Source organism: Sorangium sp. So ce302, from assembly GCF_051530145.1.
Lineage (GTDB): Bacteria > Myxococcota_A > Polyangia > Polyangiales > Polyangiaceae > Sorangium > Sorangium cellulosum_B.
Genome location: NZ_CP150326.1, coordinates 5,099,580 through 5,124,663 on the forward strand (window position 1 = coordinate 5,099,580; position 25,084 = coordinate 5,124,663).

Below are 25,084 nucleotides of genomic sequence, written 5' to 3' on the forward strand. Positions count from 1 at the left end.
TCAGCCCGCCTTGTCGATGCGGCCGTCGGGGTAGCGCGCGAAGCGGCCTTCCGCGCGCCCGTGGACCGGGCCGTCGCTCGGCCACGGCCATCCGCCGAAGCCCGTCCGCCGGTAGTCGAGGAAGGCCTGCTGGACCTCCGCCATCGAGGTCATCACGAAGGGGCCTTGCTGCGCGACGGGCTCGCCGATCGGCTTGCCCTGGAGGAGAAGGATCTCGCCCTCGTCGGGGCCGTTCTCGAGCAGCGCTGCGGCGCCGTCGCGGAGCGTGATCCTGTGGGCCGCGGGGACGCGGCGGGCGCCGACGCGCAGCTCGGCGCCGCGGAAGAAGTAGAGCGCGCGGTTCGTGCCGGGGGAGGCGGCCGGCAGCGTGAACCGCGCGCCCGGGGCCATCCTGAGCGTCCAGATCGCCACGTCGGACGCGGCGCGCGCCGCCCACGATCTCGGCGGCGGTGCCGGCGGGCGGAGCTCGCCGAGGCGGCCGGCGACGATCGTGATCTCGGTCGTCCTGCCCGCGGCGTCGCGCGCGATCTGCCTGGGGATCGTGTCGCCCCACATCATCACGAAGCGCGGTTCGGCGAGCTTGTCGGCGCGCGGCAGGTTGAGCCAGATCTGGAAGAGCTCGAGCGGGTTGGGCCCGTCCTTCTCGACGAGCGGGAACATCTCCGCGTGGACGATGCCGCTCCCCGCCGTGAGCCACTGGACGTCGCCGCGGCCGTAGCGCGCGGCCGCCCCGAGCGAGTCCGCGTGATCGACGAGCCCGCGCCGCACGACGGTCACGGTCTCGAAGCCGCGGTGCGGGTGCTGCGGGAAGCCGGGGACCACGTCGCCGTGGTACATGCGCCAGCCGTCCTTGCCCGCGAAGTCGCGCCCGATGGCGCGGCCCGCGAGCGAGGCAGCCGGCCCCATCCGCTCGTCGCCGGCCGGGTACGCGTCGTCGTGGTGGACGCAGAACAGGAAGGGATCGAGCGTCTCCCAGGGGAACCCGAGCGGCGCGACGTCGCGGACGACGTCCTCCGCGGCGAGCGCGGCCTCGTCGCCACGACCGGGCGAGGGCGCGGAGGGGTCGCACGCGGCGACGACGGGCGTTGCGGCGAGGGCGCCGAGGGCTGTGCGGCGATCCATGGGGCTCATCGTCTCATCGTAAGGTGGACCTCATGGAGGGACAACGGTGCGAGCGCGCAACGTGGCGTTGCGCCGGCAGCAACGCGCGAGCCGCCGCGCGGGCCGGGTAGAGCAAGGGAGCGGTGAGGGCGCGCCGCTGGGCGTGAGAGCAACGCTTTTTCGTGCGGAGGCGGGGCGGGCGCGCCTGGAGTCGACTAGAGTCGACCCTCGTGTCCAAACGGCGCTCCGAATCGAGCATCATCTTCCTTGTCGCTGCGGTCCAGTTCATCAACATCCTCGACTTCGTGATGGTGATGCCGCTCGGGCCCGACTTCGCGGTCGCGCTGGGCATCCCGATGTCCAGCATCGGCTTCATCGGCGGCAGCTACACGGCGGCGGCCGCGGTCTCGGGCCTCGCGGGCGCGTTCTTCCTCGACCGCTTCGACCGGCGCAGCGCGCTCGCCGTGGCGATGCTCGGCCTCGTCGCCGGCACGGCGGCCGGGGGCTTCGCCACGGGGCTCCCGAGCCTCATGGCGGCGCGCGTGCTCGCCGGGGCGTTCGGCGGGCCCGCGACCTCGGTCGCGTTCTCGATCGTCGCCGACGTGATCCCGCCCGAGCGGCGCGGCAAGGCGATGGGCGTCGTGATGGGCTCGTTCTCGGTCGCCTCGGTGCTCGGCGTCCCCGCCGGGCTGGAGCTCGCCCGCCGCGGCGGCTTTCCGCTGCCGTTCTTCGCGGTCGCGGCGCTCGGGCTGCTCGTCGCCGGGCTCGCGATCTTCCTCCTGCCGTCGATGCGGGATCACCTGACCGGCGCGCCGCCGTCGGGCAGCGCGCTCGGCGAACTCGGCGCGCTCCTCGGCCGGCCGATCGTGCTGCTCTCGTACGCGACGACGGCGATCCTGACGGTGGCGTCGTTCCTGGTGATCCCCAACATCTCGGCTTACGTGCAGTACAACCTCGGGTATCCGCGCGAGCGGCTCGGGCTGCTCTACTTCGTGGGGGGCCTGGTGAGCTTCGCCGCGATGCGGGCCGTGGGACCCTTGGTGGACCGCTTCGGCGCGTTTCAGACGGGCTCGGTGGGGGCGGCGGTGCTCGCGGGCGTCCTCTACGCCGGGTTCGTCTCGTATACGCCGGGGCTGCCGGTGCTCGCGATCTTCATCGTCTTCATGCTGGGCATGACGTTCCGCAACGTCTCGTACAACACGCTGACGTCGAAGGTGCCGCGCCCCGCCGAGCGGGCGCGCTTCACCTCGATGCAGTCGGCCGTGCAGCACATGTCGTCCGCGATCGCGGCGTTCGCGGCGGCCAGGATGCTCCACGAGCTGCCGGACCACCGTCTCGATGGCATGCCGGTCGTCGCGGGGCTGTCGATCGTGTTCACGGTGGCGCTGCCGCTGCTGTTCCTCGGGATCGAGCGGCGCGTCGCGCTCGCGGCGGCCGGGCGCCCGTAGCCGTCGCGCCGCGGGCCACGGCGCTATGCGGCGCCCGAGCTCGCCTGTGGCACCTCGGCGCCGACGTCGTGGTCACCTGGATGAGGATGGCATCACCGCCAGGCGCTCTCGCGTCAGCGGGCAGGATCCATCTGCGAGAAGCGATAAGCCCCCACGGTGGCGGCGATGGACGAGAGGACGAGGAGCGAGAGCGCAAGCCCGATGTTGTTGAGCGACTCGTCGAGGCCGACCAGCGAGATCCAGCGCGTGTCGGGATTCACAGCGCCGATGTACGTGAGGGATTTGATGGTGCCGCTGACGAACCCGAGCCCGCCGGCCATCAGCGTGAGGATACCGAGGCTCACCTGGAGCGGCACGAACCGCCGCTCGGGACCACGCCGATCCGGAGATCCCGGGGAGCGAGGCGCTGGCCGCGTTCCTGCTGGCGCCCTACGTCGAGATGGTCGACGACCTCGCGCGGTCCCGTCGAAGGGCCCCGCCAGGAAGCCTGAAGCCGTCCCGGCGCCCCCGCTCGTGGCGGGCGGCACGCCGTGAACCCATCCGGGTGAGTCGGCTCCTCCACGTGGGAGACGAGTAGCACTCGTCTCCCTGTGGACGTGCCTCCAACAAAAGACGAGTAGCACTCGTCTCCCTGTGGACGTGCCTCCAACAAAAGACGAGTAGCACTCGTCTCCCTGTGGACGTGCCTCCAACAAAAGACGAGTAGCACTCGTCTCCCTGTGGACGTGCCTCCAACAAAAGACGAGTAGCACTCGTCTCCCTGTGGACGTGCCTCCAACCGACCCCTCGATTCCATGGCCGGTGGCGGCGCGAAGCGGCGCAGGGCTCGCGGGAGTACCGGGGAAGCCGGTCGATCAGAACACGAGCCGGGCAGAAACGCTCGCGGCCGCGAGCGACGCGGCGGGGCGGACCTCGAGCTTCACGCCGCCGCGATCCTCCGTGCGGTAGGACTGTGGCATGTTCATGAAGAGCAGGACCGTCCCCGTGAGCGCGGTCGCCCCGCCGGCGATGAGCGCGCCGATCGCGAGTCGGTCCTCAATGACGCTGCCCTCGTACTCGTCGTTGGGCGAGGGCGGGCACGACGGAGTGCAGTCGTTGTTCGTATCCACCTCATCGTGAACCGTTCCGGCATGCCATTTCAGCCCGGCACCAACGGCGCCCAGTGCCGCGCCGGCCCCGAGCGTGGCCCAAGGGACCCATGCGGGCCACCGCTGGTTGGTGACGACGGTATCGACGTTCAGCGCGAGCTGGCCCGAGGCCTCTTTGCCGGCGAGCACGACGATGGGCTTGACGACCGTGAAATAACCAGACTTTCTCGCCGTGAGGATGTGCTCTCCGGGCGTCACCATCCGGTATTCGGTGCCCGGGCCGTGGAACCACGGCTTGCCGTCGAGCAGCACGGCGGCACCCGGCTCGTCGCAGTAGATCCGGATGACGGCGAGCTCCTGCTCCACGAGCGCGCGCATCGCCTCGCGCGCCTCCTGCTCCACCTCGGGAGCGAGCAACCCGGGTCCCCATCGCAGGGACAGGCTCAGGTTGTCGTAGGCCTGGAGCGGCAGGCCGATGCTCTTCAACGTTCGTCCCAGGTAGAGCCGGAGCTCGGGGTGCTCCCAGGAAGCCAGCGCCTGCTCGTATTTCGCCCGCGCCTCCGCGAGCATCATGCGCCGGTGCAGCTCCCGCGCCTCCTCGAAGAGCGCCTGGGCCTTCCGCTTCCGCTCCTCGGAGACGCCCCGGTGCCATGGCGGCAGCGATGACGACGCCGCGGTTGGCGGCGGCGCTGGAGCCGGCGGCGACGGCGACGGGGGCGACGGCTCCGCGGTTGGCGGCGGCGGCACCTGGGCTCCCGCAGGCGCGGCGCACAGGGCCACGAGAGCGACGGGCAGGAGGCGCTTCACGCAGGAGAGGCCGACCTGAATAGGGCGCTTGCGGGTCGTCGTGATGGCATCCATGGGCCTTTCCTTAAGGTCCCCGTGCAGCTTCGATCGAGCGCTCGTCAGGCGCCCGCCCCGGGTCCCCCTGGTGCGGCGAGCAGACGTTGTGGCCGAGACTACACCCGCGCAGGTCCGCCCGTGAAGTGGCCGGTCCCAGAGGGCCATCGACTACCTCGGACGCCCGAGCCCGATGGCCCCGCGGAGGTCGCGATGCGCAGGGGAACGGGCGTGAGCCGCCGCGCGTGAAGGGTATGCTGGTGCACACGGACAATGGCTATGCTCTCACGGCAGCGCTGGCGGCTTTCGTCGCGGCGAGCCGTCAGCGCGACGTCGATGGTCGCGCCGTCTCGCAGGAAGGAGGGGAGATGTCCGTCAATCCGGCCACCCGGGAGCCCATCCGACGCATGTCCGTGCCGCCCCGCGCGATGAGGGGGAGCGCCCCGCGATGAGCGACGGGGCGCGAGACGATCAGGCCCACGCGAGCACGGCGATCGCGCCGGTCCGCGCGAGCGACGGCGCCGGCGAGCAGCACCTGGCCCATGCGAGCACGGAGATCGCCGGCGCGTCGCTCTACAGGGCCGGGCTGTCCGTCACGGAGACGGTCAGGGCGGACGGCGCGGTCACGGGCGCCGGTGAGGCGAAGAGCGACGCGATGACCGCGGAGGCGGCCCCGCCGCGCTCGTTGCTGTCGCGGGCCAGGCCGCCGCCTTCGGCCGGCGCGCGCATCGGCCATTACGAGCTCCTGCGCGAGCTCGGGCGAGGCGGCATGGGCGTGGTCTTCCTGGCGCGCGACACCCGGCTCGCTCGCCTCGTCGCGATCAAGCTCCTCACCGTGCTGAGCAGCGCCGGGGTCCAGCGCTTCCTGGTCGAAGCGCAGGCCACCGCGCGCTGCAAGCACGAGCACATCGTGACGATCCACGACGTGAACGAGCACGACGGGTTCCCGTACATGGTGCTCGAGTACATCGATGGGCAGAGCCTCCGCGCCTGGATGAACCAGCGCAAGCCCGTGGACGCGGGCGAGGAGGTGTCGACGGCGCCGGTGCCTCCCGGCCTGGCCGTCGACATGGTGGTCCCCATCGTGCGCGCGCTCGCGAGCGCGCACGCGTCCGGCATCGTCCACCGCGACCTGAAGCCCGAGAACGTCATGCTGGACGCGTCGGGGGCGATCAAGGTGGTCGATTTCGGCATCGCCAAGCTGTTCGAGGAGGAGGCGATCCTCTCGGCCGATCGCGCCGTCTCCGGGGACACGCGCTTGACGCGCGACAGCGCGATCATCGGCACGCTGGCGTACATGTCCCCCGAGCAATGGCGGGGGATCGATATCGACCCATCGAGCGATGTCTGGGCGGTGGGCGTCATGCTCCACGAGCTCGTGATCGGCGCGCACCCGCTCGCTCCGTGCAGCAGGATGGACCTCCTCGCGGTGCCGCTCCTTGACGAGCCGATGCCCGAGATCGGCGCGCGCCACCCGGAGATCGGCGCGCTCGGCGCGATCATCGATCGCTGCCTGCGCAAGCGGAAGTCCGAGCGGTTCGCCTCCGCGCAGGAGCTCCTGGCCGAGCTGTTGCCACTCCAGCCCGGGCGCCGGGAGGTCCTCCTCGGCGCGGACGAGAGCCCGTTCGCGGGCCTCTCGTCCTTTCAGGAGGCCGACGCCGACCGCTTCTTCGGCCGCGCGCAGGATCTCACGGGCGTGGTCGCGCGCCTTCGGAATCAGCCGCTGCTCGCGATCGCGGGCGTGTCGGGGGTGGGGAAGTCGTCGTTCGTGCGGGCCGGGGTGATCCCGGCGCTCAAGCGCTCCGGCGAGGGCTGGGAGGCGCTCGTCGTGCGGCCCGGGCGCGAACCGATGGCGGTGCTGGCGGACCTGTTCGACCACCCCGCCGTGACCATCAACACCGACCTGAAGGCGCTCTCCCCGCAGGGCGGCGCCGCGCTGCGCGGGGCCCTGATCCAGCGGCTGCGCGCCGAGCCCGGCCTGCTCGGCGCCGCGCTGCGCGGGGGGGCGGGCCGCGCGCAGAAGCGCCTCGTGCTGTTCGTCGATCAGTTCGAGGAGCTCTTCACGCTCGGCGCCCCGGCCGGTGAGCGCGCGGCGTTCCTCGCGTGCCTCGAGGGGATCGCCGACGATGCCTCCTCGCCGCTCCGTGTCATCCTGTCCGTCCGGTCGGATTTCCTCGAGCGGATGGCCGAGCACGAGCATTTCATGACGATCATGACGCGAGGCCTCGTGTTCCTCCGCCCCATGGGGCGCGAGGGGCTGCGCGAGGCCTTGATGAGCCCGGTCGAGGCGGCGAGGTACGAGATCGAGGATCCCGCGATGATCGAGGGCATCCTCGACGCGCTGCAGACGACGCGCGGCGCGCTGCCGCTCCTGCAGTTCACCGCGGCCAGGCTGTGGGAGATGCGCGATCGGGGGCGCAAGCTGCTCACGCGGGCGAGCTACGAGGCGCTCGGGGGCGTGGCGGGCGCGCTGGCGAGCCACGCCGACACGGTGCTGGCCGGGATGAGCGAGCGCCGGGCGAAGCTCGCGCGGGCGGTGCTGGAGCGCCTGGTGACGCCGGAGCGGACGCGGGCGGTGGCCAGCCTGGGCGAGCTCTGCGAGCTGCCCGGGGATCGAGGCGAGATCGAGCGGGTGGTGGAGCTGCTCGCTCACGCGCGGCTGCTGGCGATCGAGACGGGGAGCGACCGCGCGGGCAGCACGGTGGAGATCGTGCACGAGTCGCTCATCGAGCGGTGGCCGACGCTGCGGCGCTGGCTGGACGAGAACCAGGAAGACGCCGCGTTCCTGGACCGGCTGCGCGCGGCGGCGAGGCTCTGGGACGCGAGCGGCCGCGCCGCGGACACGCTCTGGCGCGGCAAGGTCGCCGAGGAGGCGCGCGGCTTTCGCGAGCGCTACCGGGGCGCGCTGCCGGAGCGGGAGAGGCTCTATCTGGAGGAGGTGCTCCGGTTCGCCGATCAGCAGCAACGCGGGAAGCGCCGCCTCGTGTCCGGGATCATCGCGGCGCTCTCGTTGCTGGTGGTCGCGGCGGGGGCTGGGATCGTGAAGCTGACCCGCCAGAACACCGTGATCACGGAGCAGCTCGAGGAGATCCGGAGAACGGAGGACACGCTCAAGAAGGCACTGGCGAGCGAGGAGGCGCAGCGGAGCGCGGCGGAGAGGGCGCAGCAGGAGAGCGAGGCGCAGAGGAGGCGGGCCGAGCAGATGCAGCGCGAGGCGGAGGAGGCCCGCGAGCGCGCGGAGGCCGAGGCCGGGCGGGCCCGCGCCGGCGGCGGACCGATGTGACGGTAGATCGCGGCGTCCCGGCTGACGACAAGGGAGATTCGGCCCTGGCCCCACACGGCGTTGAGCTGGGAGTTCGTCGTGGAGTTGAGCGTCGGCCAGGAGATGCCGTCATAGTGCAAGAGCGCGCCGCCCGAGCCGGCAGCGAAGACATCGCTTGGCCCGCTCGCCCGGACGCCACCGAGAAGAACCGACGTTGGCGAATCCAAGGGGTCTCGATATCGTCCGGGCGCTCGTTTCGATGCCCCCCGCGTGGTCGCGACCAAGCGCAGAGGTCCCTCTGGAGCCGATGGACGGGTCGAGACCGCTCCATTTGTATGAAAAGATCCAATTTGTTTGGTTGGGACCGTCTTTCAGGCTGAGAAGATCCCCCACGATGGGTTGCGACCCCTCCTCGGCCTCACGACGAGCGCCGGCTCTGGTCACGACCTCCGTGGCACCTCCTTTTCTGCCGGCCGGGTTGGTCTCGCGCCGTCGCAAACTCTCGGAGAGGACCCTCCGGACAGGGCGCGCGAGCAGAACGTCTCGCCCCACGTGGGCTTGATCTTCTCGCCCTCCGCGATCCTCACCCGCCCGTGATTGGTGCAGTCGCCGTGGCCTTCCGCGAGCACGCGGAGCTTGACGCCGCCGATGGCCACAGGCTTCGCCAGATCGGCGCAAACGCGCTCGGTCGTGAGCGTCTGGGTCAGCACGAGATCGCTGCACGCCTGGTCGCGGTAGAACGAGAACTCCATCGAGCAGGGCTCCCCGTCGAACCCGCAGTCGCACGTCCCGCAGCCGGAGACGAACCGGAACATATCGAACCTCTCCGGGAACTCCGAGGGACAGGGGGGCTCCATGACGCCGCCGTTACAGCTCGGGCACTCGAGCACATCGATCGCGAACGTGTGGCGCAGCAGCTCGGCCCACGGGCGACCCACTAATCTGCCAATAGAGACCAACAAATCCAACGGGTTCGCCCGTTTTTGGACTATTGTCCACACCCACGCTGGCGCTCCGTCGCGCGATCGGCTGCTGCGCCCGTCCGGCCTGCCCGCGCCCGCATCGGTCCGCCGGGCGGCCTCGCGTTGCGTATGCCGGCGTCGAGCGCGGCCACGCTGAAAAGGAAACCGTGGTAGGGTGAGGGCCGTGCATTATGGCTCTCGATTCGCGCCCGAAACAAGGAGAATTGTTGCCATGAGGAGAATCGTTCGTGTCAGCGTGCTCGCCTGCGGTCTGGCGATATCCGTTGCATACGCGACGACGCCGGGTTGCGTCATCCGATTGGGCCCGAGCACCGAGGAGGACACGACGGGCAACGGAACGGACACGGGCGCGACGCCGGAGAATCCGGTCGCTCCAGAGCCCACCCAGCATGGCATGAAAAAAGCGAATGCGAATTCGATGAGGGCTGCGCCTCTCGCGTGCCGTGCAAATACAATGCTCCGCCGGTAAGGCACTGGTGTTTCGTCACCGATTGTGGCAAGTCCAAGTGCTCGATTTGTCCTGACTGGGTGGCCGATCTCTTGAAGAGCCTGGTGCTCACGTCCTGGTGTGCGTACGTCTGTGTCGAGCTTGGGAAGCCTTCGCAGACCAGCGTGGTCGCGATCGGAGCGGGGGGGATTTCCGCGTTCAAAGGATATTTCGTGGGTCCTATCTGTAAGGACCCTTGAGGATCGAGCCATGACGGACGAGCTCAAGACGAATGCGCCGGATCAGGCCGCTGGGAGCGTGACGCCGAGCTCGGTGGGAGCGGCGGAGGATCAGGCCAGAGCGCTCGCGCTCGGCCTTTCGGCCGCGCTGAACGTCGCGGGGCTCCTGGCAGCGCCGCGTCTCCTTGCGAAGGCGATGCGAACGAAAAAGGAGGCGCCGACCGGCGAGGCTCTCGCGGCGGTGCTCGAGAATGCCTCGACGGCGTTTCGCTCCTCCGGCGATGCGACGGGGCTCGTCGCGTCGCTGTCCGAGCTGCGCGATCGCCTTTTGACCTGGGAAGGCCGGAGCCCCGCACCGGAGCCGATCGTCGAGGCAGCGCGCGGGGTGCTTCGTGCGCTGGATGTCGAGGAGCCCGAGGAGGGGTGGGACCGCTGGGAAGGTCCGACCGAGGAGCAGACGGCGCCGCCCGCCCGGCAGATGCCGCGCATTCTCCGCGCCGGGCCCATGACGATCGAAGCGTGGCTTGCATTCGACGGCCCCGGAGAGCTCTGCGAAGGCGTTCTCGTCGAAGAGAAGACCTCGACGGCGCTGGAGGACGCGGTCGCAGCCTGGTTTCTCACGGTGCTGCGTGCGTGGGCGCTGCCGCGCGGAGGTGTCGTGTGCGGCCGGGGGCACAAGCTCGCCGTATCGACGGTGTCGGGTCGAAAACCCGATGTCTGCGTTTATATGCCGAACGATCCGTCTGCCGAGACCGGCGCCCCCTCGACGCCGACGCTGGTCCTGGAGGTGGTCTCCGCAAACCCCGCGGACCAACGGCGTGCACGCTTGACGACCAGCAGGGAATACGGCGCGCTGGGCGTACGATGGTACTGGCTCGTCGATGCGCTGAACCGCACGCTCGAGGTTCTCGAGCTCGGATCCGGAGGCCGCTACATCGTGTTCTTGGCTGCGATCGATGGGACGATGTCCCAAGTGGGTCCTGAAGGGCTTGCCATCGACCTCGACGCCCTCTGGGCCGCCGTCGCCCCGATGGGGCTTTGACACGCAGCCATCGTGCTTCACAAGCGGATCTTCGGCGCCGAGGAGCGCAAACCGCTGCTCATCGCGCTGCTCAATCACCTCCTCGAGCTCGAGGGGTCGCACTGCATTCGCGACGTCGTGCACCTCTCGCTCGAGCAGCACGTCGCCGTGCCGGAGCTCAAGCTCTCGATCGTCGACGTGAAGTGTACGGACGCCTCGGGCCGCCGGTTCGTCGTCGAGATGCAGGTGGCCAAGGTCGAGGGGATCGAGGAGCGCATCGTGTACAACGCCAGCAAGGCGTACGTCTTGCAGCTCCGCAGCGCGGACACGTATCCAGCGCTGTGCGACGTCGTTGGCGTGACGATCTGCGATTTCGAGCTCTGGCCGGACAGGCGCGAGGGCGGCCGACTCGATGTGCCGATGCTGAGCCGCTGGCGGATGCAGGAGCAGCACAGCGGCGCGCTCGGGCTGCCTCAGGTGCAGTACGTGTTCCTGGAGCTGCCGAAGTACGCGGCGGGCCACGAGCCGCAGACGGTCGTCGACAGGTGGGCTTACTTCTTCCGCGAGGCCAGGAACCTGGACGTCGTCCCGCCCGCGCTCTCCGAGGCGCCGTTCCGCGACGCGCTACGAGGTGACGCGCACGGCCACGTTCACGCCCGAAGAGTGGGAGGTGTACGAGCGTGCGAAGATGGCGGAGCAGGACGCTCGCGGGGCGCTCGCGGTGGCGCGCCAGGAGGGGCATGAGTCCGGTGAGCGCTCCGGCAAATCGACGGCGATCCTGGCCTTCCTGGCCGCGCGCGGCGTCTCCGTGAGCGCGGAAGCCCGCGCGCGCATCGAGGTATGCAAGGAGCCGGCGACGCTCGATCGCTGGAGCCGCCGCGCCGCCACGGCGGCCTCCGTCGAGGAGGTCCTCGCCGAGCCCTCGGACCCCGGATGAGCCTCATCCCGGCGCAGGCCTGAGCTCGGCCACGCCTGCGCCGAATTAGCCCCTCCTCACGCCCCGCCGCCGGCCCTCAGCGCTGCTGCGCCCCGAACCGCGCCTTCGCCGCGTCCACCGCGGCCTTCGTCCACTTGTCGACTTCCTCGTCCGTCAAGGTCCGCTCGGCCGCCCGGAACCACAGCGCGAACCCCAGCGAGTGGGTCCCCGCCGGCAGCTCTCCGCCGCGGTACCGGTCGAACATCTCGACCTTCTCGCAGCGCTCCCCCGCGGTGGTCCGCAGCACCTCGAGCACCTCTCCCGCCGGCACGTCGAGCGGCAAGAGCAGCGCCACGTCGTGCCGCATCGCCGGGAACCGGCTCGGCTTCGCGGCCACCGGCGCCTTGTACGCCGCAGCCACCGCCGCGAGATCCAGCTCCGCCACGACGGCCCCGCTCGTGATCTCCAGCGCCTCGCGCACGTCCGGGTGCAGCTCCGCCACGTACCCGACCTCGCGGCCGTCGAGCAGGACGCGGGCCCCCTTCTTCGGGTGCGCCCACGGCGGCGCCTCGCCCGCGAGGTCGAACGCCGGCGTCACGCTGCCCGCGAGCTCCGCAAGCACCGCCTCGACCGCGCCCTTGCCGTCGTAGAAATCGACGTCCTCGGGCCGCGTCAGGTAGCTGTCGCGCGGCCCCGCGAGGAAGATCGTGAGCCGCGTCGGCTCGTTCACCGGCGGCCGCTCGACCCGCGCCAGCTGGCTCGCGCCGCTCGCGTCGTCCTGCCACGGCAGGAACACCTGGCTCACCTCGAACAGCCGCACCCGAGGCACGTTGTACCGCTGCGAGCGCTGCACCACCGTGAGCAGCCCAGGGACCAGCGACGGCCGCATCACCGACTTCTCCTCGGAGAGCGGGTTGAGCAGCCGCAGGAGCGACCCGTCGTCGTAGCGCGCCGCCTTCAGCTCCTGGGGCGACAGGAACGAGTACGTCACCGCCTCGTGCAGGCCGATCCCCGTGCAGATCTGCCGCACCCTGCGCCGCAGCCGGTAATCGCCGCGGGCGCCCGCCGGCGCGGCCCCGACGCGCGGCAGCCGGCTCGGGATCTGGTCGTAGCCAGCGATGCGCGCGACCTCCTCGATGAGGTCGATCTCCTCCGCGATGTCGGGCCGGTGCTCCGGCACCTCGACGAGGAGCCGGTCCGCCTTCTGCTCCAGCACCGAGAGCCCCAGCGTCTCCAGGATCTCCCGCGCCCGCGCCGGGGCCTCGGCCCCGATGATCCGCTGGTACCGCGGGAGCCGCAGGGTCAGGCGGCGCGGCGCGCGCGGCGCCACGTACGTGTCGATCGGCTCGCCCGCCGCCTCGCCGCCCGCGAGCTCGCAGATGAGCGCGCTCCCGCGGTCGCGCGACAGGGGGACCCCCGAGAGGTCCACCTCCCGCTCGAAGCGGTGCGACGCCTCGGTGTGGAAGCCGTACCGGCGCGCCGACCTGCGGATCCCGCGCGGCTCGAAGTACGCCGACTCGAGGAACACCCGCCGCGTCGTCGCGGTGACGCCGCTGTCCGCGCCGCCGATGACGCCCGCCAGGGCCACCACGCGGTCCGCGTCGGCGATGACCAGGTCGTCCTCGTCCAGGGACAGCTTCTGCCCATCGAGCGCGACGAACGCCTCGCCGGGCTTGGCCCTCCGGATCTCGATCGGAAGCCGCAGCGTGTCGAGATCGAAGGCGTGGAGCGGCTGCCCCCGCTCGAGCATCACCAGGTTGGTCGCGTCGACGATGTTGGTGATCGGCCGGACGCCGAGGCGGCCGAGCCGCACCCGCGCCCAGAGCGGCGAGGGGCCGACGCCGACGCCCTCGATCACCTGCCCGTCATACCGGGGGCAGCGGTCCCCGTCGCGCACCTCCACGGCGGCGCGTGTCTGCTCGGCCGCGGGCGCTCCGGCGCCGTTCGCGCCGTTCGCTCGCGCCGCGGCGACGGCGGGCGGACGGAACGGTAGGCCGAGCACCGCGGCCACGTCCCGCGCCACGCCCAGGTGCCCCAGCGCGTCGGGCCGGTTCGGGGTGACGCTCAGCTCGATGATCCAGTCCTCGAGGCGAGGCTCCCAGTCGAGCAGCGATTGCCCCGGACGCCCGCCCTGCACGGTCAGGAGACCCTCGTGGCTCGACCCGAGCCCGAGCTCGTCCTCGGCGCAGAGCATGCCGGGCGACGTGAAGCCGGCGACCGCCTTCTCGGTCAACGTCACGAGCGCGCCGGTGCGGTCGAGCACCTGCGCCCCCACGGGCGCATAACAGACGAGCGCCGGAGCCGCCGGGATGACCGGCGCGCCGCACGCGACCTCGACGCCTTCTCCGCCTCCGCCCGCGTCCACGCGGACCACCGTCAGGCCCTTCTTGCCCGCCGGGTGCGGCCGCGTCGCGACGACGCTCGCGAGGACCACGGAGCGCAGCGCGGCGCCGACGTGCGTCACGCGGTCGACCTCGAGCCCGCCGCGGCCGAGCGCCGAGGTCACCGCGTCGACGCCGGGATCGGCGCCGAGGATCTCTTGAAGCCACTTGTAGGATATCAACATGGGGAATCGGGGCTGCGGGCGAGGGGCAGTGGCCTAGAGGCTTCCGAGGAAGCGGACGTCGTTCTCGTAGAAGGCGCGGATATCGTCGACGGCGAACTTCATGTTGGCCGTGCGATCCACGCCGATGCCGAACGCCAGCCCCGTGTATTCCTCCGGGTCGATCCCGACGTTCCGGAGCACCGTCGGGTGGACCATGCCGCACCCGAGCACCTCCAGCCAGCCCGTCCCCTTGCACTGCGGGCAGGCGCGGTTCTCGCCGAAACAGACGAGGCAGGACACGTCGAGCTCCGCGCTGGGCTCGGTGAAGGGGAAGTAGCTCGGCCGGAAGCGCGTCCTCGTGGCCTCGCCGAACATCCGGCGGCTGTAGACCTCGAGCAGGCCCTTCAGATCGGCGAGCGACACGTCGCGGTCGACCACGAGCCCCTCGATCTGCACGAACATGGGGCTGTGGCTCGCGTCGTCGTCGCGGCGATACACGACCCCGGGCGCGACGATCATCACCGGCGGAGGGTGGGAGAGCATCTCGCGCACCTGGACCGGGCTCGTGTGCGTCCGGAGGAGCACGTTCTGGCCAGGATCGCCGGCCATGTAGAACGTGTCGTGCATGTCCATGGCCGGGTGATCCGCCGGGAACCCGAGGAGATCGAAGTTGTAGCGCGCGAGCTCGATCTGCGGCCCTTCGGCCACGTCGAACCCGAGCCCGACGAAGATATCGACGATCTCGTCGAGGGTCCGCATGATCGGGTGCGGCCGCCCGGGCGCGCGCCAGCGGCCGGGCAGGGTGATATCGAGGGGCGGCGCGGAGAGCTCGCGATCGCGCGCAGCGCGCTTGATCCTCGCCGTCGCCTCCTCGCGGGCGCGCTCCACGCGGCCCTTGACGGCGTTGAGGCGCTGGCCGAGCGCCTTGCGCTCCTCGGGCGCCGCGCCGGGCAGCTGCTTCATCAGCGCATTGAGCGACCCGCGGCGCCCGAGCAGGCTGGCATACAGGCGGTTCAGCTCATCGAGATCGCCGGCAGCGGCGAACTGGACGTCCACCGTGCGATCGACCTCGTCGATGAGGCGGCCGAGTTCGGGACCACTCATTGCCGCCCCCCTTACCGCGAAGGCCATGGCAAGGCAAGACGTGACCTACGGCGCTGGTCCAGCGCGTGCAGGACGTCCGGGTCGCGGGCGGCGGCGACGGAGCGCGCCTGGTCACGAGGGGCAGGCCGCCTGCGCCGAGGAGCCAGCCAGATCCGCGCGCCGCCGCGCCGCGCTCCCCGCGCGCAGCGCGCAACAACCGATGTCCACTCAGTCAACTCCAGGTTGCCAGCGCTCCGGCAGCGCCGGCACAGCGTGTCTGGGGATCTCCGCCGTGCCGCCCTCGCGCCGGCGCCGGCGCCGGCGACGAGCGATGACGCCGCGCCACGCCGCCGCCGACTCTGGAGGTGCGCATCGAGCCAGGCCAGGCGGCCGGAGCGAGACGGCCCGGGACGCGCCAGGCGAGAGCGGGACGGCGCAGCTCACTGCCTGGCGCAGCGATTGCAAACCCGTGGTCCACGTGTGGAGCGCCGCTGAGCTCCGCGCGCGGCCGCCCTCGAGGCCTGCTTGCCGCGGGCTGCCCTCGGCCCTCCGGGACACCGCTGCGCCGTGCCGTTCAACCCTCACCGACAACCCCGATTCTGGCGTGCATCGATATGGACAAGAAAGCCGTCTCCTTCGTCGTGCTCGGTTGCCTGCTGGGGATCATCATCACCTCCGGCGCCTTCTCCATGCTGGCCCGCCCCGCGTCCGCCGAGGGCGCGAGCGCAGGGCAAGCGTCCGACGCGACGAGCGCCGGCACGAAGAAGGTGATCCTGAAGCTATCGCACGCGCTCGATCAGTCGCACCCGGTGCACCTCGCCATGGAGTACATGGCGAGGCAGCTCGACAAGCGATCGGGCGGCGCCGTGCAACTGCAGATCTTCCCCAACGGCCAGCTGGGCAGCGAGACCGAGAGCATCGAGCAGGTGCAGCGAGGGGCGCTGGCGATGGTCAAGACCTCCACCGCGCCGCTCGAAGGCTTCATCCCGGAGATGGCGATCTTCGGGCTGCCTTACCTCTTCCGGGACCAGGACCACTACTGGAAGGTTCTCCTCGGCGACGTGGGCAGGGATCTCGCCTCGGCCGGGACGAAGGTGGGCGTGAGGGGCCTCTGTTACTACGACTCCGGGAGCCGCAGCTTCTACACGAGCGGCGCGCCCGTCATGAGCCCTGACGATCTCAAGGGCAAGAAGATCCGCGTCATGCAGAGCAAGACCGCGATGGACATGATCTCGCAGATGGGCGGCGCGCCGACGCCGATCGCGTTCGGTGAGCTGTATTCTGCGCTGCAGCAGGGGATGGTCGACGGGGCCGAGAACAACCCGCCCAGCCTCTTCACGAGCCGTCACTTCGAGGTCACCAAGCACTACTCGCTCGACGAGCATACGCGCGTCCCCGACATCATCCTGTTCAGCCAGAAGATCTGGGAGTCGCTGAGCCCGGAGGTGCAGCGGTGGATCGAGGAGGCGGCCGACGAGTCGGCCGCGTTCCAGCGCGAGGCGTGGAAGAAGAGCACCCAGGACGCCCTGGATGCGCTGAAGAAGGCAGGGGTGACCATCCACGAGCCGGACAAGGAGCCGTTCCGCAGGCGGGTCCAGCCCATGTACGACCGCCTCGAGGGCACGGAGATCGGCAAGCTCGTCAAGCGGATCCAGGAGGTCAAGTGATGGGCGCTCAGGAGCGTCGGGTAGAGCTTTTCGTCGACGGGGAGACGAGCGCCTCTCAGGAGCCTCCGCCGCCGGCGCGAGCGCCGGAGGTGGTTCCGGACGGGCCAGCCCGTCCGGCGAACGCGGGAAAGCGAGCGCCGGGCGTTATCGGGCCGCTCCACAGGCTGCACGCGGGTCTGATCAAGACGCTGGAAGTCGTGCTGGTCGCCGCGTTCGCGGCGCTCACGCTGGACACCCTCTGGGGCGTGTTCTCCCGCTACGTGCTCGGCAACCAGAGCCGCTGGACCGAGGAGCTCGCCGTCTATCTGCTGGTCTGGATCTCGCTCCTCGGCGCCGGGCTCGCCTACGGCGAAAAGGCGCACCTCGGCGTCGACTACTTCGTCGGGAAGATGGATCCGGCGGCCCAGCGCGTCGCGGCGATCGCCATCGAGCTCCTGGTGGCGTCCTTCGCCGGCTTCGCGCTGGTCTACGGCGGCTTCACGCTCGTCTCGAAGACGCTCGAGGCCAAGCAGGTGTCGCCCGCGCTCGGCCTCCAGGTGGGGTACGCCTATCTGGCCGTGCCCATCAGCGGGGTCTTCTTCCTCACGTTCTGCATCGAAAACCTGGTGGAGCTGTTCACCGGGCAGGCGTCGCCCCGGAAGGGCGCGCCTGTCACCGACGCGTAACCCTTCAGCCCGGGCCCGCCATGGAAATCCAAGTCCTCATCCTGGTGTTCAGCTTCTTCGCGCTGCTCCTCCTCAACGTCCCGGTCGCCGTCTGCATCGGCCTCTCCACGGTGCTGACGATCGGCTCGCTCGGCGACGTGCCCACGGCCTACATCGTGGCTCAGCGCATGTCGACCGGCATCGCCAGCTTCCCGCTGCTCGCCATTCCCTTCTTCGTCCTCTCCGGCGTGCTCATGGGCGAGGGCGGCATGGCGCGCAGGCTCATGGATTTCGCCAGCGCCGTCGTCGGCCGCTTTCACGGCGGCCTTGCCTACGTCAACACGCTGACCTGCATGCTCTTCGGGGCCGTCTCGGGCTCGGCGGCGGCCGCCGTCTCCTCCGTGGGAGGCTTCATGATCCCGGAGATGGAGCGAAAGAACTACGGCAGGGACTTCAGCGTGGCGCTGACCACGACGTCGGCGACGACCGGGCTCCTGATCCCCCCGAGCAACATCATGATCGTCTACGCCGTGGTGGCCGGGAACGTCTCGGTGGCCGCGCTGTTCCTGGCCGGCGTCATCCCGGGCATCCTGGTGGGCGTGTGCATCATGGTCGTCGCGTTCCTGGCCAACCGCAAGCAGGCGGTGGGCGTGAGCGAGAAGGTCCCGCTCGGCGCGATCATGCGGAGCTTTGCCCAGGCGATCCCCAGCTTGCTCATGATCCTGATCGTCATGGGCGGGATCCTCACCGGGGTGTTCTCGGCGACCGAGGCCAGCGCGGTGTCCGTGGCTTACGCGTTCCTGCTGGGGGCGCTGTTCTATCGTGAGGTCAAGCTCAGGGACATGCCGCGTATCCTGCTCAAATCCGCCAAGACCACCGCGGTGGTCATGATCCTGGTGGGGGCCAGCCAGGCCATGAGCTGGGTGCTCGCCTTCGAGCAGGTGCCCCAGAGCGTCAGCCAGGCGATGCTCGGGATCTCCCAGAGCCCGTTCGCGACGCTGCTCATCATCAACGTGCTCCTGCTCGTCGTCGGCACCTTCATGGACATGACGCCTGCGGTCCTGATCTTCACGCCCATTTTCCTCCCGGTCGTCACGGGGATGGGCATGAACCCGGTGCACTTCGGCGTCCTGATGGTCACGAACCTGTGCATCGGCCTGTGCACCCCGCCGGTGGGCACTTGCCTGTTCGTGGGGTGCGGCGTCGGCAAGACCACGATCGCCAGGGTGGTCCGGCCGATGCTCCCGATGTTCGCCGCCATGATCGTCGCCCTCATGCTCATCAGCTACGTGCCCCAGCTCTCGCTCTGGCTTCCGGCACAGTTCAACCTCTGAGGCGCGCCCCCGCGCCTGCGACACGCCGGCTGGGCAGGAAGGCCGCTCTCGACGTCGGCACCGCCCGCCGCGTACCGCCGGAGGAGCCCTGCTCCGGCGCCCCGTCAAAGCCCCCTCAACTCACAAGCGGATCGAGAGCTCGCCGCTCCCGCAGGCGTCCGCGCGCGACAGCGACGGTCCATGCGCGCGTCAACCACGGCTGTCGCTCATGTCAACCCGGGGTTTACGGCGTTCCGAGGGGAAACTGCTCTTCGTCCACGGTCAGCACGCCACGTCGTCGTCGGGTCGCCTCAGGGCACGTCATGCGCTCGGGTCGGATCCGGCGCAATCCCGGCTGCGGACGAGCTTGGGTTGGAATTCCTCCTCGACAAGTCGTGCGCGCCATGGCGTCGTGGCGGCCCTGGGTGCCCTTGGCTCGTCGCTTGCTACTGCGTGCATCAAGCGTGGACGCTGCCAGCGCACCACGCGCTGAGCGAGCCACAGGACGTGCTGTCGGGCCTCGCTCGCCTCGACGACAGCCCCGCTGCTCGCGCTGGTGCAGCCCCAACCCTCCACGAGATCGGCGCCCCCTTGAATTCCATCGTCAGTCCCTGTTGCCACCCTGGGCATGATATTCAGCGCGATCCGGAGCGCGGCTCGTTCTCGACAGACGGAGACGCGTCCGTGTCGTCTACCCGCCTCGCGCGCGGGAGACGATGGGCGAGCGCGCGCAACCTGGTCTGTGCCCTGCTCGGCGCGGCCCTCTGCGCGTCTCCAGCGGTCGTCCACGGGCAGCCGCTGCCTCCTCCCACGACGCCGACGCCCTCGCCGGGCGCGGCTCCCGCCGACGCGACGGCTCCGCCTCCGGAGACGCCGGCCGCGGCGGAGCCCGCCGAGGGCGCGGCTCCGGCCCCCGACGCCGGAGGCGCCGAGCCCGCCGCCGCGGCCATCGCGCCCTCCCAGCAGCCGCAGCAGAAAGAAGAGCCCACGACACCACCGGCGCCGCCGGAGAGCGGGTTCTTCTTCGGCGGCGTCGGCCGCGCCGTCGCGGCCATGGATGGAGACGGCGGGCCTGGGCGTGATGCCGACATCGTCTTGAGAGGCTCGCGCCTCGACGAGTCCACGTTCGTCCAGCTGGACCTGGAGCGGCAGGATTACTGGGAGTCCACCGGCGCCACCACGCGCGTCGCCGTCCGCCTGGCCATAGACGCCCCGACCCTCCACTACAACAACGCGAGGCCGTGGAACATCAACACGTCGCTCCGCAACGCCTTCGTCGAGGAGCGAGACCTCGGCGTCAAGGGGCTGTCCGTGTGGATAGGCTCGCGCCTCTACCGCGGTGACAACTCGGAGCTGCTCGATTTCTGGCCGCTCGACTGGCTGAACACGCTGGGCGGAGGCGTCCGCTACGACCTGCCCTCGAAGCGCACGTACTTCGCGGCGCACGCCGGCATCAACCGGCCGCTCACGCCGTATTACCTCCAGACGGTGGAGCGCTCGCCGGCGCTCAACCAGCCTGGCACGGCGAACGTCAACCTCCTCGATCGCCAGCGGCTCATCTCGAGCTTCAAGGCGAGCCACACCGTTCCGGTCGGGGAGAAAGGCGGCGTCAAGGGCGTCCTGTACGGCGAAGTGCACCAGCTGCCGTCGGGCACGCGCGAGACGGCGGAGGCCGGCGTGTACGAGCGGTTGCCTCGGGACTCCGGGTACGTCATCGGCGCGCAGGTCAGCCCGTTCACCGGCGTGAACAACGGCCACCTGCACCTGTTCCTCCGCTATGCGGGCGACCTCGCGGCGCACGGCGAGTTCGGCACCCCCACGCAGCCCGCGCCGGACGGCACCGCGAGCGGAGCGCACGAGCTCATGTTCACCATGAGCGGCAACTACGAGACGGGGATGCTCGGCCTGATGGCCTCCGGGTACATCCGCTCGTTCCGCAACGCCAGCGAGCCGTTCGACTTCGCGGATCTGGACGAAGGCATCTTCGTCGTTCGGCCGCACTTCTATCTGCGCGACTGGGGAGGCATCGCCGTCGAGGCATCTTACCAGGCGCAGCGGCGCGGGAGGGTCCCGCCCCCGGCCGAGCCCGCGGCGCCGGGCGCGCACGCCGCGGCCAGCCACCACAGCGCGAGCCTCGTGCGCTTCGGGCTCGTGCCGTTCCTGAACGCGGCGGGCAATGGGGACTTCAAGCGCCCTCAGTTCCGCTTCATCTGGCTCGTGACCCGGCGCGATGAGGGCGCGAAGGCGCTCTATCCGCAGGACGACGTGTTCAGCCAGCGCACGTGGGAGCATTTCATCGGCCTGAACGTCGAGTGGAACATCAAGGCCAGCCCGGCGTTCTGACGCAGCCGCGGGGCTCCGGGGATTCACCGCGTCCATTCGTAAATTCCGTTAACGAAGCAAGGGAAGGGTTTTGTCCATGAAGCCAGTGAACCCTGGTCAGGTCGTGGTCCGCGGGACGGCGTCGCACAGGGGGCGGAAGCTCTTCGTGACGCCGGACAACAGCCCCATGAAGCGCCTGCATTACGGCCGGATCCTGCTCGATCAGAGCGCGCCGAGGGCCCTCTTCGAGACCTCCGGCCGCGAGGTCGGGCTCCTCTGCATGGACGGCCAGTGCGCCGTGCAGGTGAACGGCGAGGACACGATCGGGCTCGGCCGGTACGACGCCATCTACGTGCCTCGCGGATCGACCGTCGAGGTGCGCACGAGCTCGGCGGTCGATCTCGTCGAGTGCGGCGCCGAGGTGGAGGGGGACTATCCCCTCCAGGTCGTCCGCTACAAGGACGTCGAGCAGAGCCCGTCGCTCAAGTTCAAGGCGGGCGGCGACGCCACCACGCGCGAGCTCAGCATCCTGCTCGGCAAGAACGTGCAGGCCGGCCGGATCGTCGCGGGCTTCACGCGCTCGGCGCCGGGGCACTGGACCAGCTGGCCCCCGCACGAGCACACCGACCTGCTCGAGGAGATGTACGTCTATTTCGATATGCCGCCGCCGGCGTTCGGCGTGCAATTCGTCTACACGGCCCCGGAGGCGCCCGAGGTGGTCACCGTGGTGCGGGACGGCGACGCCGTGCTGATGCCGGCGGGGTATCACCCGAACGTCGCCGCGCCGGGGCACTCCATCAACTTCGTCTGGCTCATGGCCGCGCACCGCGAGCGCGAAGATCGGGTGTTCGGCGTGGTCAACGTGCAGCCGGAGTTCGCCCAGCGCGGCTCCGGGCTCGAGGCGAGCCTCAAGTAGCCGGCAGGGGAGCGGGCCAGCGTCAGGCGGGTCGAGCTTGGGAGGATAGCTTCATGGTGATGAATTCGGAGTCCACGACGGCCATCGCCGACGCGCCCGCGGGGGTGCCGCGCAGCGCCGACGCCGCGCCGGTTTCGGCCGGCATCGGGCGTTATCGGTGGGTGATCTGCGCCCTCTTGTTCACGGCCGCGACGATCAACTACGTCGACCGGCAGGTCCTCGGCGTCCTCAAGACGACGCTGCAGAAGGAGCTCGGCTACAACGACATCGATTACGGCAACATCGTCACGTCGTTCCAGGCCGCTTACGCCATCGGGATGCTGACGATGGGCCGCCTCATGGATCGCATCGGGACGCGGCGCGGGTTCTCGTTCGCCGTCGGGTTCTGGAGCCTCGCGGCGGCGGCGCACGCGGTCGTCGGCAGCGCCGGGGGGCTCTCGGCGGCGCGGTTCGCCCTCGGCATCGGCGAGGCCGGCATGTTCCCGGGCGCCCTCAAGACGATCGCGGAGTGGTTCCCCAAGAAGGAGCGCGCGCTCGCGACCGGCCTGTTCAACTCCGGCACGAACATCGGCGCGATCGTGTGCCCCCTCGTGGTCCCGTGGATCGCGGTGGCCTGGGGGTGGCGCGCGGCCTTCGCGCTGACCGGCGCGATCGGGGCGCTGTGGATCATCGCCTGGATGATCCTGTATCGCCCCCTCGCGGAGAACCCGCGCGTCACGCCGGAGGAGCGCGCCTACATCACGAGCGAGCCGTCGCCGGCGCCCGGCAAGGTCGGCTGGCTCAGCCTGATCCCGCACCGCCAGACGTGGGCGTTCGCGATCGGCAAGTTCATGACCGATCCGTTCTGGTGGCTTTACCTGTTCTGGGTCCCCGACTTCCTGAACCGCAAGCATGGATTGAACCTCCTCCAGATCGGCCCGCCGCTCGTCACGATCTACCTGCTCTCCGACGTGGGCAGCATCGCCGGCGGCTGGTTCTCCTCGATGCTCATGCGCCGCGGCTGGACGGCGAACGCGGCGCGCAAGACCGCGATGCTCGCCTGCGCGCTCGGCGTGGCGCCCGTCTTCCTCGCGACGCGCACCGACTCGCTGTGGGTCGCCGTGCTGCTCCTGGGCCTCGCGACCGCAGCGCACCAGGGCTTCTCGGCGAACCTGTTCACGCTCACCACGGACATGTTCCCGTCGCAGGCCGTGGGGTCGGCCGTCGGGTTCGGGGGCATGGCCGGGGCCATCGGCGGGATGCTCATCGCGCAGATCGCGGGCCGCGTCCTCCAGCTCACGGGGAGCTACTCGACGCTGTTCATCATGGCGGCGTCTGCCTACGTGCTCGCGCTCGCCATCATTCACGCGCTCGTGCCGCGGCTCGAGGCCGCGCAGCTGAAGCAGGGATAAGACAATGACGAATGATCCGTTTCGTTTGGACGGCAAGGTCGCGCTCGTGACGGGCTCGGCCACGGGCATCGGCGCCGCGATCGCGACGGCGCTCGCGGCGGCGGGCGCGGACATCGCGTGTCACGGCAAGGACGAGCCGGGCGAGGCCACCATGGCGGCGGTGCGGAAGCTCGGGCGTCGCGCCACCGGCATGGCCGTGGATCTCGCGGATCGCGCCTCACACGCCGAGCTCGTCCGGAGGGCGAAGGCCGAGCTCGGGCGCATCGACATCCTCGTGAACAACGCAGGTCTCATCCGGCGGTCGCCGGCCGTCGAGTACGCCGAGGAGGACTGGGATCTCCTGATCGAGGTCAACCTGACGTCCGCGTTCCGCCTGTCGCAGCTCGCCGGGAAGCAGATGCTCGAGCAGGGGTCGGGCAGGATCGTGAACATCGCGTCGCTGCTCTCGTTCCAGGGCGGGATCCTGGTGCCGGCCTACGCGGCGTCCAAGGGTGGGATCGCGCAGCTGACGAAGGCGCTCGCGAACGAGTGGGCCGGGAGGGGCATCAACGTGAACGCGGTCGCCCCGGGATACATCACGACGGACAACACGGCGGCGCTCAGGGCCGACGAGGCGCGCAGCCGGCAGATCCTCGATCGCATCCCGGCGGGGCGCTGGGGGGAGCCGAGCGACATCGCGGGAGCTGCGCTGTTCCTGTGCTCGGAGGCGAGCAGGTACGTCCACGGCCACGTGCTGGTCGTCGACGGCGGGTGGATGAGCCGTTGAGGAGCGTGAAGATGAAGATCCGAAATGCAAAGAGCTGTGCGTGGGACCAGGTGAGCCTCGGGGAGGTGATGCTGCGCCTCGACCCGGGAGAGCGGCGGATCCACACCGCGCGGGCGTTCGACATCGGCGAGGGCGGGGGGGAGTACAACGTGGCGCGGGGGCTCCGGCGCTGCTTCGGGCTCCGGACAGCCATCGTCACGGCGCTCGCGGACAACCCGGTCGGGCGGCTGATCGAGGACCTGATGCTCCAGGGCGGGGTCGACACCTCCCACGTGCGCTGGGTCGATTACGACGGTGTGGGCCGCGAGGCGCGCAATGGCCTCAACTTCACCGAGCGCGGCTTCGGGCCGCGCGCCGCCGTGGGGTGCTCGGATCGCGGCCACAGCGCGGCCTCCAGGCTGAAGGCCGGCGATCTCCCGTGGAAGGCCGTCTTCGGGGAGCGCGGCGCCCGCTGGTTCCACACGGGCGGCATCTTCTGCGCGCTCTCGGAGAGCACGGCCGGCGTGGCGCGCGAGGCCATGGAGGCCGCGCGCGAGCACGACGTGCGGATCTCCTACGATCTCAACTACCGGCCCTCGCTCTGGAAGAACTTCGGCGGCCAGGCGAGGGCGCGCGAGGTCAACCGCGCCCTCATGCCGTACGTCGACTGCCTCTTCGGCAACGAGGAGGACTTCGTCGCGGCGCTCGGCTTCGAGGTGCCCGGCGTCGATGAGGGCTATCGCCAGCTCGACACGACGGGGTTCCGCCGGATGATCTCGGAGGTCGTCGCGACGTACCCCAACATCTCGGTCGTGGCCACGAGCCTCAGGACGGCCAGGAGCGCGAGCGTCAACGGCTGGGGCGGCATCCTGTACTGCAAGGGCGAGTTCTACGAGGTCGCCCAGCGAGACATCGAGATCCTCGATCGCGTCGGAGGGGGCGACTCGTTCGCCTCGGGGATCATCTACGGGCTCCTCTCGGAGCAGAGCCCGGAGTGGGCGCTCCAGTGCGGCGTCGCGCACGGGGCGCTCGCGATGTCGACGCCGGGAGACACGTCGATGGCGTCGCTCGCCGAGGTGCGGCGGGCGATGAGCGGGGCCAGCGCGAGGATCGATCGATGAAGCAAGCGATGA

General features: G+C 70.4%; 19 protein-coding genes. 13 read left to right on the forward strand and 6 right to left on the reverse strand.

Annotated features, from left to right (window positions below; genetic code table 11):
• The gene (locus WME73_RS19330) at positions 1 to 1,131 is read right to left on the reverse strand and encodes a pirin family protein (protein ID WP_437916658.1); all 1,131 of its coding nucleotides are present in this window, start codon (positions 1,129 to 1,131) and stop codon (positions 1 to 3) included.
• A 200-nt stretch (positions 1,132 to 1,331) separates the two neighbouring features.
• On the opposite strand from WME73_RS19330, the gene WME73_RS19335 reads away from it, so the two are divergent.
• Positions 1,332 to 2,549 (forward strand): MFS transporter, encoded by a 1,218-nt coding sequence (locus WME73_RS19335; RefSeq protein ID WP_437916659.1) that lies wholly within the window; start codon positions 1,332 to 1,334, stop codon positions 2,547 to 2,549.
• Between the two features lie 113 nt (positions 2,550 to 2,662).
• Here the strand turns inward: WME73_RS19335 and WME73_RS19340 are convergent, their stop codons facing one another.
• Together WME73_RS19340 and WME73_RS19345 are read right to left on the reverse strand one after the other, a co-directional pair.
• Positions 2,663 to 2,905 carry a hypothetical protein gene (locus WME73_RS19340; RefSeq protein ID WP_437916661.1) on the reverse strand — a complete coding sequence of 81 codons (243 nt, stop codon included), beginning with the start codon at positions 2,903 to 2,905 and terminating at the stop codon, positions 2,663 to 2,665.
• Between the two features lie 498 nt (positions 2,906 to 3,403).
• The gene (locus WME73_RS19345) at positions 3,404 to 4,498 is read right to left on the reverse strand and encodes a hypothetical protein (protein WP_437916662.1); all 1,095 of its coding nucleotides are present in this window, start codon (positions 4,496 to 4,498) and stop codon (positions 3,404 to 3,406) included.
• 427 nt (positions 4,499 to 4,925) lie between these two features.
• On the opposite strand from WME73_RS19345, the gene WME73_RS19350 reads away from it, so the two are divergent.
• Positions 4,926 to 7,760 (forward strand): nSTAND1 domain-containing NTPase, encoded by a 2,835-nt coding sequence (locus WME73_RS19350; protein ID WP_437916663.1) that lies wholly within the window; start codon positions 4,926 to 4,928, stop codon positions 7,758 to 7,760.
• A gap of 419 nt (positions 7,761 to 8,179) precedes the next feature.
• Here WME73_RS19350 and WME73_RS19355 read toward each other — a convergent pair whose 3' ends face one another.
• A complete protein-coding gene (locus WME73_RS19355; protein ID WP_437916665.1) occupies positions 8,180 to 8,677 on the reverse strand; it encodes a hypothetical protein in 498 nt (165 codons plus the stop codon).
• Positions 8,678 to 9,629: 952 nt separating this feature from the next.
• On the opposite strand from WME73_RS19355, the gene WME73_RS19360 reads away from it, so the two are divergent.
• From WME73_RS19360 to WME73_RS19370, 3 genes are read left to right on the forward strand one after another with little or no spacing between them, the layout of a single operon-like run.
• The gene (locus WME73_RS19360) at positions 9,630 to 10,430 is read left to right on the forward strand and encodes a Uma2 family endonuclease (protein WP_437916666.1); all 801 of its coding nucleotides are present in this window, start codon (positions 9,630 to 9,632) and stop codon (positions 10,428 to 10,430) included.
• Positions 10,431 to 10,442: 12 nt separating this feature from the next.
• Positions 10,443 to 11,153, forward strand: a complete 711-nt coding sequence (locus tag WME73_RS19365) for an Rpn family recombination-promoting nuclease/putative transposase (RefSeq protein ID WP_437916668.1) — start codon at positions 10,443 to 10,445, stop codon at positions 11,151 to 11,153.
• Entirely contained in the window at positions 11,098 to 11,346 is a 249-nt protein-coding gene (locus WME73_RS19370) for a hypothetical protein (RefSeq protein ID WP_437916670.1), read from the forward strand. Before WME73_RS19365 ends, WME73_RS19370 begins: the two co-directional genes overlap by 56 nt.
• A 76-nt stretch (positions 11,347 to 11,422) precedes the next feature.
• Here WME73_RS19370 and pheT read toward each other — a convergent pair whose 3' ends face one another.
• Both pheT and pheS read right to left on the reverse strand, forming a co-directional pair.
• Positions 11,423 to 13,891: a phenylalanine--tRNA ligase subunit beta gene (pheT, locus tag WME73_RS19375; protein ID WP_437916671.1), complete on the reverse strand. Its 2,469-nt coding sequence runs from the start codon at positions 13,889 to 13,891 to the stop codon at positions 11,423 to 11,425.
• A 33-nt stretch (positions 13,892 to 13,924) separates the two neighbouring features.
• Complete coding sequence (gene pheS, locus WME73_RS19380; RefSeq protein WP_012236022.1) at positions 13,925 to 14,974, reverse strand: phenylalanine--tRNA ligase subunit alpha; 1,050 nt, start codon at positions 14,972 to 14,974, stop codon at positions 13,925 to 13,927.
• A gap of 593 nt (positions 14,975 to 15,567) precedes the next feature.
• Here pheS and WME73_RS19385 point away from each other — a divergent pair.
• The 8 genes from WME73_RS19385 (at position 15,568) to WME73_RS19420 (ending at position 25,072) form a co-directional block, all read left to right on the forward strand.
• Positions 15,568 to 16,620 carry a TRAP transporter substrate-binding protein gene (locus tag WME73_RS19385; protein WP_437746888.1) on the forward strand — a complete coding sequence of 351 codons (1,053 nt, stop codon included), beginning with the start codon at positions 15,568 to 15,570 and terminating at the stop codon, positions 16,618 to 16,620.
• Positions 16,620 to 17,285, forward strand: coding sequence for a TRAP transporter small permease (locus WME73_RS19390; protein ID WP_437916673.1), 666 nt, complete (start codon positions 16,620 to 16,622; stop codon positions 17,283 to 17,285). The genes WME73_RS19385 and WME73_RS19390 overlap by 1 nt, the downstream gene beginning before the upstream one ends.
• A gap of 20 nt (positions 17,286 to 17,305) precedes the next feature.
• Positions 17,306 to 18,598: a TRAP transporter large permease gene (locus tag WME73_RS19395; RefSeq protein WP_437916674.1), complete on the forward strand. Its 1,293-nt coding sequence runs from the start codon at positions 17,306 to 17,308 to the stop codon at positions 18,596 to 18,598.
• A gap of 663 nt (positions 18,599 to 19,261) precedes the next feature.
• Positions 19,262 to 20,920: a carbohydrate porin gene (locus WME73_RS19400; RefSeq protein ID WP_437916676.1), complete on the forward strand. Its 1,659-nt coding sequence runs from the start codon at positions 19,262 to 19,264 to the stop codon at positions 20,918 to 20,920.
• A gap of 76 nt (positions 20,921 to 20,996) precedes the next feature.
• Complete coding sequence (locus WME73_RS19405; protein ID WP_437746892.1) at positions 20,997 to 21,815, forward strand: 5-deoxy-glucuronate isomerase; 819 nt, start codon at positions 20,997 to 20,999, stop codon at positions 21,813 to 21,815.
• An 83-nt stretch (positions 21,816 to 21,898) separates the two neighbouring features.
• Positions 21,899 to 23,206: an MFS transporter gene (locus WME73_RS19410; protein ID WP_437917411.1), complete on the forward strand. Its 1,308-nt coding sequence runs from the start codon at positions 21,899 to 21,901 to the stop codon at positions 23,204 to 23,206.
• Positions 23,207 to 23,210: 4 nt separating this feature from the next.
• Positions 23,211 to 23,972, forward strand: a complete 762-nt coding sequence (kduD, locus tag WME73_RS19415; protein ID WP_437916677.1) for a 2-dehydro-3-deoxy-D-gluconate 5-dehydrogenase KduD — start codon at positions 23,211 to 23,213, stop codon at positions 23,970 to 23,972.
• Positions 23,973 to 23,983: 11 nt separating this feature from the next.
• On the forward strand, positions 23,984 to 25,072 hold the full coding sequence (locus WME73_RS19420; RefSeq protein ID WP_437916678.1) for a PfkB family carbohydrate kinase: 1,089 nt from the start codon (positions 23,984 to 23,986) through the stop codon (positions 25,070 to 25,072).
• The last annotated feature ends 12 nt before the right edge of the window (positions 25,073 to 25,084 follow it).

Bases quoted from the DNA above. Each gene is read 5' to 3' on its own strand.
- WME73_RS19350 (WP_437916663.1), top strand. From the start codon at position 4,926: ATGAGCGACGGGGCGCGAGACGATCAGGCCCACGCGAGCACGGCGATC.
- WME73_RS19345 (WP_437916662.1), bottom strand. From the start codon at position 4,498: ATGGATGCCATCACGACGACCCGCAAGCGCCCTATTCAGGTCGGCCTC.
- kduD (WP_437916677.1), top strand. From the start codon at position 23,211: ATGACGAATGATCCGTTTCGTTTGGACGGCAAGGTCGCGCTCGTGACG.
- WME73_RS19370 (WP_437916670.1), top strand. From the start codon at position 11,098: ATGGCGGAGCAGGACGCTCGCGGGGCGCTCGCGGTGGCGCGCCAGGAG.
- pheS (WP_012236022.1), bottom strand. From the start codon at position 14,974: ATGAGTGGTCCCGAACTCGGCCGCCTCATCGACGAGGTCGATCGCACG.
- WME73_RS19330 (WP_437916658.1), bottom strand. From the start codon at position 1,131: ATGAGCCCCATGGATCGCCGCACAGCCCTCGGCGCCCTCGCCGCAACG.
- WME73_RS19420 (WP_437916678.1), top strand. From the start codon at position 23,984: ATGAAGATCCGAAATGCAAAGAGCTGTGCGTGGGACCAGGTGAGCCTC.
- pheT (WP_437916671.1), bottom strand. From the start codon at position 13,891: ATGTTGATATCCTACAAGTGGCTTCAAGAGATCCTCGGCGCCGATCCC.
- WME73_RS19395 (WP_437916674.1), top strand. From the start codon at position 17,306: ATGGAAATCCAAGTCCTCATCCTGGTGTTCAGCTTCTTCGCGCTGCTC.
- WME73_RS19385 (WP_437746888.1), top strand. From the start codon at position 15,568: ATGGACAAGAAAGCCGTCTCCTTCGTCGTGCTCGGTTGCCTGCTGGGG.
- WME73_RS19390 (WP_437916673.1), top strand. From the start codon at position 16,620: ATGGGCGCTCAGGAGCGTCGGGTAGAGCTTTTCGTCGACGGGGAGACG.
- WME73_RS19405 (WP_437746892.1), top strand. From the start codon at position 20,997: ATGAAGCCAGTGAACCCTGGTCAGGTCGTGGTCCGCGGGACGGCGTCG.